This is a genomic window from Bradyrhizobium cytisi (assembly GCF_008123515.1).
Taxonomy (GTDB): domain Bacteria; phylum Pseudomonadota; class Alphaproteobacteria; order Rhizobiales; family Xanthobacteraceae; genus Bradyrhizobium; species Bradyrhizobium cytisi.
The window spans coordinates 298,430-309,749 of record NZ_VSSR01000042.1; the positions used below are offsets into that span (position 1 = coordinate 298,430).

Consider the following 11,320-nt stretch of genomic DNA (forward strand, 5'->3'; position numbering starts at 1 on the left):
GGGCGAGTAGAGCACTTTGCTCCAACAGGGGCAATTCCGATCAAAGCGGGATTTCCGCACCGGAAATTCGCGGCCTCCGTGCAGCTTGCCAGGCTTGCGCCGTCTCGTTGCGCGCGGGCGAAACTCCGGAAAACTACCGGACAAACCTATGTATAGGTCGCGCAACCCTAGTCATACGCTGCATTTACTTCCGTACAATTGAGCGGCCCGCCGCATGGGGACTAGTCTCACCGTCAATCCAGTGGAGTCGATCGCGAAGCACGAACCGTCGAGTAGCTCGGTGTCGTGCACCGAAGAGGCCAGCTTCGCCTTCGCCGGCGCCTGACTTGCCGATGATCTGGCCGGTCATGATTGAGAAGCCGCATTTCGTTGACGAACGTGATGACCGTGCATCAGCGCCCGTGGGAGCCTGGACCATCAGAGGCACCCATCAGAGGCGAAGAGGAGAGGATCATGTGCGATAAGCCCGAACACTCCGAGCGCCCTTCTGCCGCAAAAAGCTGCGCCGTCTGCAGCGGGAAGTTCGGCCTGATCCGGTATTATTCCTGGCGAGCGCCGCTCTGCTCCCGGAAATGTCTCGATCGCTTCAGGGCGCGCCGTGAGCGCGACCGCCGCTGGCTGTTCCGGTTCCAGGCGGCGTAAGGACCAGCCGCGGGGACAGTCACCAGGAAACTTCCGAACCAGGAGGCTACGTGTTGAACCGTGTCGGCAAGCTCCTCCTGGCGATCGCGCTGCCGCTTCCCCTGATGACGGGCGTGAAGGCCGACGAGGTTGGACCGGATGCTGCACATCGTCACCATCCGCCTCAGGACGAGCTTCTGCACGAGAAGTTTTATTCGAGCTGGCACATGCCCGACAATCCGGTGCTGAGCTGCTGCAACAGCGCGGATTGCTACCCGACCGAGATCCGCTATGTCGACGGCAAGATCTACGCGCGGCGCCGGGAGGACGGGAAATACATCCTGATCCCGGTCCAGAAAGTCGAGCGAAACAGGGACAATCCCGACGGCCGCAACCATCTTTGCGCGCCGCCGCCGTCCGCTTCCCTGGTCGATACGGTCTATTGCTTCGCGCTGGGAGGTGCCACGTGAGGTTCGTATTGGTGAACGGCAGGACCCCTTTCCGCAAGACGTTCTGTCTGTGGTGCTGCGAGGAGATCAGCGGCAGCTATTTGCGCGACGTCCGAACGCTGCTGCCCTACTGCGACCACGAATGCTACGCGCTTCATCACGAAGCGTTGGCGCCGATCGGGGAGCGTGTGCGAGCGGCGTCCTGAGGAGAGAACCGGTCGAGGCGGCAAGAGAGGGCACGACGTTGAGATTCATGCTCGTCAATCAGGAAACACCTCGCCTCGGCGCTACCTGTAGCGCCTGCGCCCGGCCGCTGGGCGCGAGTTACCTCCGGCATGCCTCCATGCAAGAGCGGTACTGCGACTATGACTGCTACCGGCAGCAGGCAACCATGGAGATATTCTGGCCCTTCCGCAGTTCGCTCGAGGCGATCACGGCGCTCACGGCCATTTCGGCCTGGAGCTTGATGATGCAGATGGGCGCACTCTCGCGCTCGCTGACCGAAGCCTATCTGCGCGCGCACGACCTTCTGACCACGGAAGGAGGTGACGGCTGACCCCACGATGCCGGCCGCGCAGAGCCGTCGGCCGCAGTCACCGCGTCCAGCTTCGCGCCGCGCTCCAGCCCCGGCGGTGCGGGCCTAGGGCGAGGGGGCTGCGGCCGATGCCGTCGGTGCCGCACCCACGTCTTGTGACGTGACACGCTGGACGTCCTTGCCGGCCACCATACCGCTGCCCTCGAAGCGGGCCCGGTAAACCAGCACGTTCTCCATCACCCGCTGCACGTAGTTGCGCGTCTCCGACAGCGGGATGCGCTCGACCCAGTCGACCGGATCGATCTTGGGATCTCTGGGGTCGCCGTGGGCCTGCACCCATTCGCGCACCCGGCCGCGGCCGGCATTGTAGCCGGCGAAGGTCATGATCTGGTTGCCGCGATATTCCGACAGCAACGCGCTGAGCTCGGCGGCACCCATCTGCGTGTTGTAGACGGGATCGGAGACCATCCTGTCCCAGTCATAGGTCACGCCGAAGCGCTTTGCTGTATCGCGGCCGGCTTCGGGCGTTACCTGCATGAGCCCGACGGCATTGGCGGCCGACTTGTCGCGCTGGTTGAACGAGCTCTCGGTGCGTGCCACTGAATAGATCACGCTGGTCTCGATCGCGGGCGCGACCTGCTTATGTTCAGGAATGCCGATCGTCGGGAAGGCGTAATGGTCCAGGGCCAGCCCGCGCGCCAGCGCCGACTTGCCGACCTCGAGCATGACGCGCGCATCGTTGCGCCGGCCGGCGAGCTCGCCGAGCGCTTCGAGCGCCGCGACGTCGGTGCTCTCCTTGGCGAAATCCTCGGCGTAGTAATACACCGTGTCGCGCTCTCCGATGCCGTACAGCATGTCGGCGGCGCGCACGCGCTCGTCCGTGGCCGGCGCGCCGACGGAGGCCAGCACGGGCGAGGGCGCCCGCAGCTCGATTCCCTCGAGGCCGAGGCGTGCACGGGCGAGCTGGCCGTAATAGGCGGTTGGATAGCGCGCGGCGGCCCTGTAGCTCATGCGCGCGTCGGCTGTGGCCCCCATGGCTTCGGCGGCGCGCCCGCGCCAGTAATGGGCGCGCGATAGCGCGAGCGGATTGGGCGAGCCCTCGTCGATCGCCGCAAAGTGCATCATCGCGGTCTTGGGATCGCCGAGATAGCGCAGCGCGATCCAGCCGCACATGAAGTGATAGTCGACGCGATAGACCTCCATCGCCGGCACCGCGGCGGCGCGCACCACATCATAGGCCGTCCCGGACTTGCCCTGGTCGAGCAGTTTTCGCGCCAGGAGGCGGCGCTCGCGCCACCAGGCGTCGGTATCCTGCACCGCCATGGTGTCGGGCGCCGCAGCGAGGATCACCTCGGCCGCATCGTCGATGCGGTCCTTCTGGAGATGCCATTGCGCGCGGCAGAGGACATAGCCGAGGTCGCGGCGAGCATCGGCCGAGACGTCTTCGAGGTAGTCCTTGGCCTTGTTCTCCTTGCCGTTGACCGCCGCGCAGGCCTTGACGATCGCGAGCGCGTCCTCGCCAAGCCGCTTGGCCGCACGCCTTGCGCCGGCGTAGTCCTTGGCGCCAAGGCGCTTGTCCATGCGGGCGCGATGATCCTCGGCGGTCAGGAGGTCGCGGAACGCTGCGTAGGAATCCTCCTCGCTGTGCTCGGACAGTTCCTCCGAGCGCCAGGCCTCACGCACCAGACGCGCGGCCCTGTCGCTGTCGCCTTCGGCGAGCAGCACGCGGGCGAGCGCGAAACCGCCCTTGGCACTGGTGGGCCGGTCCATCGTGAAGGCGTGCACGGTGGCCGCATCGGTCTTCTCCTGCCACAGCCGCGCCTCGGCGCGCCGGCGCAGCAGCGCGGCGCTCGGCCAATCCGGATTGGCGGCGAGGAAGGCGGCGTAGCGCTTGAAATCCGCCGTGCTCTCGGAATGGCGCAGCATGAACCAGTCGGCGAGCTTTTGTCCGGCGGGATCGGCGATGCGGTCGCGCGCCGCGGTCGCATCATCGGTCTTGCCCTTGCGTGCAAGGTCGATCGCGTCCTTGAGCGCGGCGAGGTCGCCGGTCAGCGGCGGCGGGGCGGGCTTGTCCGCGGGCTCGTCGTCCTGCTTTTTCGACTTGCGCCTGGCCTCGGCATGTTTGCCGTGCTTGCCGGATGCAGCATGACGGTGCTTGCCGGTTTTGGCCTCATGCGTCTTCTTCGGCGCTGATGACTTGGTCTTCGCTGCCAGCTCCGTCGGAAGGAGGGCTACAGCGGCCATGGCAAACACACACGCGAGCGAGCGTAGGCACTGGTTCATTCCGTGGTCCCCCTGCGAAACCAGCACAAACCAAAATCCGCGACGACATGCGGCCGAGAATCAAAACCCCATCAAGAACGATGACACGGCATCGTTTCGCATTCCTCACGCTGCCGCAACAATGCGGCAAAATACGGATGGAACGCGGGAACTTGCGCAACGGAGGATAAACGGAGAGCTCTTAACCTTCGTTAACGAATAGGGTTTGCGCGACGGTTGCGGCAGCTCTTGGCGCGTGAACGGCCAGATTGCGCGTGTTCCCGGGCCCAAATTCGGTGTATTGGGTTCCCGAGCCTTCTTTCACCCCTTTGCCCGCGCCTCATGCCGCTTTTCAACCAGTCGATCCGGCGCAAGATCGTCGGCATCGCCCTCGGATTGATCGTCCTGATGCTGGTCACCTCGATCCTGTCGATGGTGATGTCCAGCCAGGTCGGCATCCTCCTTGACGAGCTGACCAACCGCTACATCCCGGCCTACGGAGATCTGGCGCGCGCCAATATCCGTTCGCTGGAGCGGGCGGTAGCGCTGCGGCGCATGGTGATGATGAAGATGCAGTCGCCAACGGACGAGGAGGCCTATGCGGCGCGCTTGCGCGAGTTCGAGGACGCTGACCGCAAGATCGAGCAGGAGGCCGAGAGCGCGCGCAAGCACATCAACGCGATCATCGACGATACCAGGACGCCTTCCGACAATGCCGCGCTGGCCCGGATCGAGACCCGGATCGAGACCGCCGTCATCGAGCTGCGCCGCGATCAGAACGAGGACCACGCAAAGCTGCTCAAGCAGATCGACGCCCAGCAGATGACAGAAGCCCGCAATACGCTGGAGCATATCGACGCGCTGCGCGACCAGTTCAACCAGAAGATCGACGCGATCCGGGCCGACATGCTGAAGCAGGTTTTCGTCTCTACGTCGCAGGTGATCCGCCACCAGCGGCAGGCGATCATCATTTCCGGCATCGTCACCGTCCTTGCGGCGGTGGTCGGATTTGCCTTTGCGCTGCTGGTCAGTAGCGGCATCACCCGCCCGGTGCGGCTGCTGCTCGCCGGCACTCGCGAGGTCGAGGCGGGCCGCTTCGACAAGGCCATCACGGTCTCGACCCAGGACGAGATCGGCGAGCTCGCGGCCGCCTTCAACCGCATGATCGAGCAGTTGCGCCACAACGAGCGCATCCGCGAGACGTTCGGCCGCTATATCGATCCCAAGGTGGTGCAGGGCCTGATCGACCGGCCCGAGGTTGCCATCGACGGCCAGCGCCGGGTGATGACCATCATGTTCTCTGACATGAGCGGCTTCACCTCGATGAGCGAGGGCATGACCCCGCGCGGCCTGGTCAAGGTGATGAACCACTATTTCACGGTGATGTCAGCTCCGATCCGGAACAACCGTGGCGTGATCGACAAATATATCGGCGACGCCATCATGTCCTATTGGGGCCCGCCCTTCGTCGAGGAGGACGAGCAGGCGCTGCTCGCCGGGCTTACCGCCATCGATATGGCCGACGAAGTGCCCGCGTTGCAGAAGCAATTGCCGGACCTGCTCGGCATCCGCGCCATGCCGGTGCCGTGCGATTTGCGCATCGGCATCGCCACTGGCGAGGTCCTGACCGGTAGCATCGGCTCCGAGCTGATGATGAGCTTTACGGTGATGGGCGACGCGGTGAACCTCGCCTCGCGGCTGGAGGCCGCCAACAAGGTCTACGGCACCCGCATCCTGATCTCGCAGGCGACCGCCGAGGCGATCGGCGCGCGCCTCGAATTGCGCGAGATCGACCGTCTCGCGGTGGTCGGCCAAAGCGTGCCGCAGCCCGTGTTCGAGGTGATGGGCAGGGCAGGCGCGCCCAATCCGCCGCAGGAGAGCCTGCGCGCGTACTATGCGGAAGGCCTTGCCGCCTATCGCGCGTGTCGTTTCGACGAGGCACGCAGCGCGTTCAACGCGGCGCTGGAGAGCGCTCCCGGCGACGGCCCGTCGCGCGCCATGCTCGCCCGCATTGCACAGTTCGAGGCCAACCCGCCGGCAGCCGATTGGAACGGCGCTTGGCGGTTGGAGAGCAAATAGCCGTCCGCCCGCGAATAATTGATTCTACCCTATAACAATGTTCGCAATGACCTAATGTCTGGGCTTAGGTTAGTTGTCCTTGAGGCGTTTAATGGGGATACGCCGATGACAGAACTTGAGGACAGGCTGGAGCGGTTCGAGACGCTCACCGCCGAATGCGAGCTGATTGCCAAGCTCGCCACCGACAGCAAGAAGCGCGAGTTTTACCTGAAGCTCGGGGAGCAGTACCGCCAGCTTGCGGTGGACATGCGCCAGGCGATCGCGACCAAGGCGGCGGCCTGAAACGGCTTAAGGGTTCCAATTGGAACGAGGCACGACGCGGCATCCCTGCGTTTGCAGGATCGCGCGTGATCGCAAGCCGTTCTTAACAATTAAGACGCATCCTTGATGGGAAGCGGGGAGTCGCGCATTGCGTCTCCCGGCGATGGGAATGCCTGGGGCAAGGTCGCCATGCGAAATTGCCTGTAGCTCGTTCGATGGTTGACATCCCATGCGTCTGCTTGCGGTCATCTTGTTTGCGCTTCTGACGGCAGCCTGCAACCAGGAGCAGGACGTCACGGGCTCGACACCGCTCTGCGCGCTGCGGAACTACAGCTCCTACAATCCCCGCGACATGAACCAGTGCGTTGCCGCCTGCAAGTCGTGTGACCATGGCAATACGGTCACGTGCACCACCTCCTGCACCCTCCGCGGCGCGCACTGAAAGCAAGGCATGCCGGCGAGGTCGCGCACGACACGCTAGCCTATGTGGCTATGAGCTCGCTCGGCGGTGCCGGGACACCGGAACGATCACACAGGATAGTCATTACAGGATAGTCATTGGAGTAAGCGGGCAGGACACGGAGTCCTATGGATGGGTACGCTCGATCCCGGCCGGTTTCTCGTGTCTTGCTCGCATTGCGAGGCTTGGCCGATGGCGGCCAACGTCAAACGCGCGAGCTGGTCGGCGCAGCCGCATGAGGTTAGGTTCGTCTGTCCGCGCTGCCGCCGTGAGGAGACCGCGATCGTCTCTGCGTCCGGGCAGCTGTTACCGATCAAGCGCGTCGACATTCCCCCGCACGAGGTGACCGCGGCCTGGGCCCGGGCCCAACGCCTGCGCGGGCGAACCTAGGGTTCGGCAGGTCGCCAAGAACATCCCCCTGCGCGCTGACGGGTCGCACCGGCATCGGCCAACTTGCCGACGCCGGCGACCGGGCCATGATCAGGACGCGCGCGGAGCGTGAGCCGGCCTGATTGCGAGCTGGCGGAATTCAGCGATAGCTGTGGTAGGGTAGCGCCGGGAGTTCACCTATGGTGCTCACGGGGCGCGCGACAGCTTGAGCAACGAGGTCCATTGGCGCGACGACATCGCGTCGCTGGTGTTTCCCGTCGCCGGACATGGCGCGATCTGCGCCGTGCACCGGGGCGCCTTCCGGACCTTGCTGGGCAGCGAGCCGACGCCGGACGCCTGCTTCGGCTATTTCCGGCAGTTTGAGGCCGCCTTTCGGGCCGCAGCCGGTGCCAAGATCGCCCGCAAGGGCATTTTGCCGGGGACGAGCCTGCATCTTACCAGTCGCGACATCGCCCGGAAGCTGCTAGAAGACGCGCAAATCGCCAACGGAGAATAGCCATGAGCCAGTCCCAGCTCGCAGACGCCCAGGTCACGCTTCCGGTCGCCGCCGGGCAGGTGGGACGGTTGTCGCAGGCTCTGATGGCCATGGTGCTCGGCGTGTTCGTCGTCGGCATGGTCGGCTTCTCCCACATCGACGTCGTCCACAACGCCGCCCACGACGTGCGGCACTCGAACGCGTTCCCCTGCCACTAACCGGGGTGGCATGAGCACATTTCGCTCGATCGTCTTCGCGTCGGTCATTGCCGGTTTCATCGTCGGTCTCATCGTCACCGTCGTCCAGCAGTTCGGCACCGTCCCCCTGATCCTGAAGGCGGAAGTCTTCGAGAAGGCGGCGGAGGCGCACCAGCATGACACTCCGGCCACTGCGCAACCGGCAGCAGCCGGGCATGACCACGCAGGCCATGACCATGGCGCCGGCGGCCACGACCATGGCGCCGGGGCCTGGGAGCCGCGCGATGGTTTCGAGCGCAACGCCTATACTGCGGCCGCCAATATCCTGACCGCGATCGGATTCGCGCTGCTGCTGGCCGGCTTCTTCGCCGTGCGCAGCGGCGCTACGGGGGCCCTTGTGTCCTGGCATGAAGGCCTGCTGTGGGGCCTTGCGGGCTTTGCCGTCTTCACCCTGGCGCCCGGCCTCGGCCTGCCTCCGGAGCTGCCCGGCGTGCCTGCCGCGCCGCTTTTGTCGCGCCAGATCTGGTGGCTCGCCGCCGTGCTGGCCACGGCCGGAGGGCTCGCTTTGATCGCCTTCCGCCGCTCGGTGCCGGCCGCGATCGCCGGCGTGATCCTGCTGACCCTGCCGCATCTGATCGGCGCACCTGAGCTCGCCAACATCGAGACCAACGTGCCGTCGTCGCTGACGCATCAATTCGTCACGGCGGTAACGGTGACGAGCCTGGTGTTCTGGACCTTGCTCGGCGGTCTGACGAGCGCGATGTTCGCGCGTTTCGATCGCGGTGCGGACCAGCGCACCTAAAGCTTGCCCCATCGCCGCAAGGCGACCGCCGTCAGACCGTCTTGACAAAGCCGAACGGCCAGGCGCCCTGGACCAAGCCGGGCGAGAGGGCGTCAATCGATTTCGTTCCATGGCATCGGCGAAATCTTTTCGCGGATCCGCTGATTGCACGCGATTGACAGCTTGGACTCCCGGGTCTCTAGTTGAGGCATCGGGGATATGCGGTCTCCCCGCGAGGCGACATGCCCAAGCATCGCGTCCTGATCATCAAGGGCGCAGCATGTCCACTTCACGCACCTCGATTTCTTTCGACAGAATGGCTCATTCGCCTCGCGCGGCATGCGTCGGCGCGCGCGGTGCGGATGCCTGAGCCCGAAAAACGGATTCGACCTGGGGCAGGGACACCAGGAGAATGACCATGCGACTACGAACAACCTGTCGCGCAGCCATCTTGCTGGCCGCCGTCATGGGCCCAGCGTCGCTCGCTGCGCAATTCATCGCGCCGGCCCGGGCGGAAGACATCAACTGGCAGGCGATCGACCAAACGCTAGGCCGCAAGGCCGCCGTCTCGGATGATGTCCACCGATACGGGTTTCCTCGCAACGATCTCTCCGTGACTCTGGACGGGGTCGCGATCAAGCCGGCACTGGCCCTCGGCGGCTGGGTGGCGTTCAAGCCAGCCCATGGCGGCGCCATGGTCATGGGCGACCTTGTGCTCCTCGAGACCGAAATCAATCCCGTGATGGCGAAGATGATCGCGAGCGGTCTCGAGATCACCGCCGTGCACAACCACCTCCTGCGTGCGAGCCCGGCGACGTTCTACATGCATGTCGCGGGACACGGCGACCCCGTCAAATTGGCCTCGGCGATCCACGACGCACTCGCCGAAAGCAAGACTCCGCTGACTGTTGCAGCATCGGCCAATCCGCCGCCCGCCGTCGATCTCGATACAGCCAAGCTCGACCAGATCATCGGCGCGAAGGGACAGGCCAATGGCGGCGTCTACCAATTCAACGTCAAGCGCCGCGATCCGATCACGCAGGAGGGCATGCCGCTCACCCCCGTCGGGGCGATGGGCGTTGCGATCGGCATCAACTTCCAGCCAACCGGCGGGGGCAACGCCGCCATCACCGGCGACTTCGTTCTGTCGGGTGACGAGGTGAATTCGGTGCTTGCGGCACTGCTGGCGAATGGCATCGAGATGACGGCACTGCACAGCCACATGCTGGATGAGCAGCCACGGCTCTTCTTCATGCACTTCTGGGCTCACGACGACGCCATCAAGCTCGCCAAGGGCCTGCGGGCCGCGCTTGATAAGACTGCGAGCACGAAAGGCTGACCGGACAGGCAGCCGATGCCGCGCCGCTGCCGATCACGACATCAGTTCGTGCAGGCCAGTCCAGCCGGTGTAGAGGCCGACGAAGACGATCAGGGCCGCCGACACGTAGGGCGCGCGGTGGGCGTAACGGCTGAAGCCGCCCCAGTGCCGTTCGACGTGGCGCAGGCTGAGCGCGGCGAGAACGCCTGCCGACACCATCGTGATCGCAAGCCCGACACCGAAGGACAGCACAAGGACAAAGCCGAGGCTGAATTGCTTCAGCTGTATGCAAAGCAGCAGCACGGTGATCGCGGCGGGGCAGGGGATCAGTCCACCGGTGAGGCCGAACAGCACGATCTGTGCCCTCGTCACGTTGCGGCCCCCAAAGCGCTTGCGGATGTCGGCGGCATGGGCGCGCGCGTGCGCGTCGTCCTCGTCGCCGAGATCCATGTGGTCGTGATCATGCTCCTCAAACAGGATCTCGGTGGCGTCGCCGGCAAGGGCGACGCGCGCCTTGAACGCATGCGGCTCGGGAATCTCCCCGACGCTTTCGAGGTATCCATCGCAAGCGGCAAACGCGAATGTCTGCTCCGAGCCGTCCTCGCGGATGGTGGTCACCTTGATATCGCGGGCGGCGGGAAGTTCGCCGGCCTCGTTCCGGATCCGCCAGCGAGGGGGCACGCCGTCCTCGAACACCTCCAGCAAGAGCTGCAACCCTGCCAGCGAGATGGATTGCGGTTCGTCGTGGTGGTGATGGTCGTGCGCGTGGTTCTGCTCCCGCCAGGTGCGCCAGACCATCCAGCCGGCGATGCCGATGATGATGACGGCGGACGCCATTTGCAGATAGGCCTCGCTGCGTTCGCCTGATAATTCCCGGCCGAAATACAACCCCGCGAGTGCGATCGCCCAGACGATGGCGGTATGGGAGATGGTCGCCGACAGGCCGAGCAGCACGGCCTGAAGCACGGTGCCCCTGATTGCAATGATGAACGCAGCCATCATGGTCTTGGAATGCCCGGGCTCGAGACCATGCAGCGCGCCGAGGAGGATGGCGCTAGGCACGAACAGCCATGCATGCGCGCTGCTCTGCTGGAGCAGGTGAGACAGGTCGGTCATCCCTTCACTTCAAATAGGTTCGGACGACGTCGATGAGGTCGGCGGCGCCCTTGGCCTTCTCCGGATCCTTCTCGTGCGCGGGATCCACGACATGATGGCGGATGTGGTCTTCCAACAGCTCGGTGGTGAGACCGCTGATCGCGCCTTTCACCGAAGCCACCAGCATCAGCACATCGGCGCAGCCGATCTCCGACTCGAGCGCGCGCTCGACGGCCTCGAGCTGGCCCTTGATACGCCGGACCCGACCGATGAGCTTCGACTTGTGCTTGATCGTATGTGACATGCCCATAAGATAGGGGGGTACCCTATACGAGTCAATGCGTGGATGCTGATCGTACAGCTGCCTTTGGTGTGGAGGGAGAAAGCCCTCATCCAT

The 11,320-nt window shown here is 64.8% G+C and carries 14 protein-coding genes; 11 read left to right on the forward strand and 3 right to left on the reverse strand.

Annotated features, from left to right (window positions below; all coding sequences use genetic code 11):
• Positions 1 to 692: 692 nt before the first annotated feature.
• From FXB38_RS25840 to FXB38_RS25850, 3 genes are read left to right on the forward strand one after another with little or no spacing between them, the layout of a single operon-like run.
• Positions 693 to 1,091 (forward strand): hypothetical protein, encoded by a 399-nt coding sequence (locus FXB38_RS25840; RefSeq protein ID WP_246230135.1) that lies wholly within the window; start codon positions 693 to 695, stop codon positions 1,089 to 1,091.
• Positions 1,088 to 1,276: a hypothetical protein gene (locus tag FXB38_RS25845; RefSeq protein WP_148753748.1), complete on the forward strand. Its 189-nt coding sequence runs from the start codon at positions 1,088 to 1,090 to the stop codon at positions 1,274 to 1,276. Before FXB38_RS25840 ends, FXB38_RS25845 begins: the two co-directional genes overlap by 4 nt.
• 47 nt (positions 1,277 to 1,323) lie before the next feature.
• Entirely contained in the window at positions 1,324 to 1,626 is a 303-nt protein-coding gene (locus FXB38_RS25850) for a hypothetical protein (protein WP_246230137.1), read from the forward strand.
• An 84-nt stretch (positions 1,627 to 1,710) separates the two neighbouring features.
• Here the strand turns inward: FXB38_RS25850 and FXB38_RS25855 are convergent, their stop codons facing one another.
• Entirely contained in the window at positions 1,711 to 3,888 is a 2,178-nt protein-coding gene (locus tag FXB38_RS25855; RefSeq protein WP_148753749.1) for a lytic transglycosylase domain-containing protein, read from the reverse strand.
• A gap of 321 nt (positions 3,889 to 4,209) precedes the next feature.
• On the opposite strand from FXB38_RS25855, the gene FXB38_RS25860 reads away from it, so the two are divergent.
• From FXB38_RS25860 to FXB38_RS25890, 8 genes are all read left to right on the forward strand, one after another.
• Positions 4,210 to 5,946: an adenylate/guanylate cyclase domain-containing protein gene (locus tag FXB38_RS25860; RefSeq protein ID WP_148753750.1), complete on the forward strand. Its 1,737-nt coding sequence runs from the start codon at positions 4,210 to 4,212 to the stop codon at positions 5,944 to 5,946.
• Between the two features lie 105 nt (positions 5,947 to 6,051).
• Positions 6,052 to 6,228, forward strand: coding sequence for a hypothetical protein (locus tag FXB38_RS43030; RefSeq protein ID WP_187435144.1), 177 nt, complete (start codon positions 6,052 to 6,054; stop codon positions 6,226 to 6,228).
• A gap of 208 nt (positions 6,229 to 6,436) precedes the next feature.
• A complete protein-coding gene (locus tag FXB38_RS25865; protein ID WP_148753751.1) occupies positions 6,437 to 6,649 on the forward strand; it encodes a hypothetical protein in 213 nt (70 codons plus the stop codon).
• 150 nt (positions 6,650 to 6,799) lie between these two features.
• Positions 6,800 to 7,057, forward strand: a complete 258-nt coding sequence (locus tag FXB38_RS25870; protein ID WP_148753752.1) for a hypothetical protein — start codon at positions 6,800 to 6,802, stop codon at positions 7,055 to 7,057.
• A 205-nt stretch (positions 7,058 to 7,262) separates the two neighbouring features.
• Positions 7,263 to 7,553 carry a hypothetical protein gene (locus FXB38_RS25875; protein ID WP_148753753.1) on the forward strand — a complete coding sequence of 97 codons (291 nt, stop codon included), beginning with the start codon at positions 7,263 to 7,265 and terminating at the stop codon, positions 7,551 to 7,553.
• 2 nt (positions 7,554 to 7,555) lie between these two features.
• Positions 7,556 to 7,750: a CbtB domain-containing protein gene (locus FXB38_RS25880; protein WP_148753754.1), complete on the forward strand. Its 195-nt coding sequence runs from the start codon at positions 7,556 to 7,558 to the stop codon at positions 7,748 to 7,750.
• A 10-nt stretch (positions 7,751 to 7,760) separates the two neighbouring features.
• A complete protein-coding gene (locus FXB38_RS25885) occupies positions 7,761 to 8,531 on the forward strand; it encodes a CbtA family protein (RefSeq protein WP_148753755.1) in 771 nt (256 codons plus the stop codon).
• A gap of 445 nt (positions 8,532 to 8,976) precedes the next feature.
• Complete coding sequence (locus FXB38_RS25890) at positions 8,977 to 9,849, forward strand: DUF1259 domain-containing protein (protein ID WP_148753853.1); 873 nt, start codon at positions 8,977 to 8,979, stop codon at positions 9,847 to 9,849.
• A gap of 33 nt (positions 9,850 to 9,882) precedes the next feature.
• Here the strand turns inward: FXB38_RS25890 and FXB38_RS25895 are convergent, their stop codons facing one another.
• Positions 9,883 to 10,944 (reverse strand): nickel/cobalt efflux transporter, encoded by a 1,062-nt coding sequence (locus FXB38_RS25895; protein WP_148753756.1) that lies wholly within the window; start codon positions 10,942 to 10,944, stop codon positions 9,883 to 9,885.
• 4 nt (positions 10,945 to 10,948) lie between these two features.
• Positions 10,949 to 11,227 (reverse strand): metal/formaldehyde-sensitive transcriptional repressor, encoded by a 279-nt coding sequence (locus FXB38_RS25900; RefSeq protein WP_063706516.1) that lies wholly within the window; start codon positions 11,225 to 11,227, stop codon positions 10,949 to 10,951.
• Positions 11,228 to 11,320 lie beyond the last annotated feature (93 nt).

Excerpts from the sequence above, each read along its gene's own strand:
- FXB38_RS25850 (WP_246230137.1), top strand. The coding sequence starts at position 1,324 with ATGCTCGTCAATCAGGAAACACCTCGCCTCGGCGCTACCTGTAGCGCC.
- FXB38_RS25855 (WP_148753749.1), bottom strand. The coding sequence starts at position 3,888 with ATGAACCAGTGCCTACGCTCGCTCGCGTGTGTGTTTGCCATGGCCGCT.
- FXB38_RS25860 (WP_148753750.1), top strand. The coding sequence starts at position 4,210 with ATGCCGCTTTTCAACCAGTCGATCCGGCGCAAGATCGTCGGCATCGCC.
- FXB38_RS43030 (WP_187435144.1), top strand. The coding sequence starts at position 6,052 with ATGACAGAACTTGAGGACAGGCTGGAGCGGTTCGAGACGCTCACCGCC.
- FXB38_RS25865 (WP_148753751.1), top strand. The coding sequence starts at position 6,437 with ATGCGTCTGCTTGCGGTCATCTTGTTTGCGCTTCTGACGGCAGCCTGC.
- FXB38_RS25870 (WP_148753752.1), top strand. The coding sequence starts at position 6,800 with ATGGGTACGCTCGATCCCGGCCGGTTTCTCGTGTCTTGCTCGCATTGC.
- FXB38_RS25880 (WP_148753754.1), top strand. The coding sequence starts at position 7,556 with ATGAGCCAGTCCCAGCTCGCAGACGCCCAGGTCACGCTTCCGGTCGCC.
- FXB38_RS25885 (WP_148753755.1), top strand. The coding sequence starts at position 7,761 with ATGAGCACATTTCGCTCGATCGTCTTCGCGTCGGTCATTGCCGGTTTC.
- FXB38_RS25890 (WP_148753853.1), top strand. The coding sequence starts at position 8,977 with ATGGGCCCAGCGTCGCTCGCTGCGCAATTCATCGCGCCGGCCCGGGCG.
- FXB38_RS25895 (WP_148753756.1), bottom strand. The coding sequence starts at position 10,944 with ATGACCGACCTGTCTCACCTGCTCCAGCAGAGCAGCGCGCATGCATGG.
- FXB38_RS25900 (WP_063706516.1), bottom strand. The coding sequence starts at position 11,227 with ATGTCACATACGATCAAGCACAAGTCGAAGCTCATCGGTCGGGTCCGG.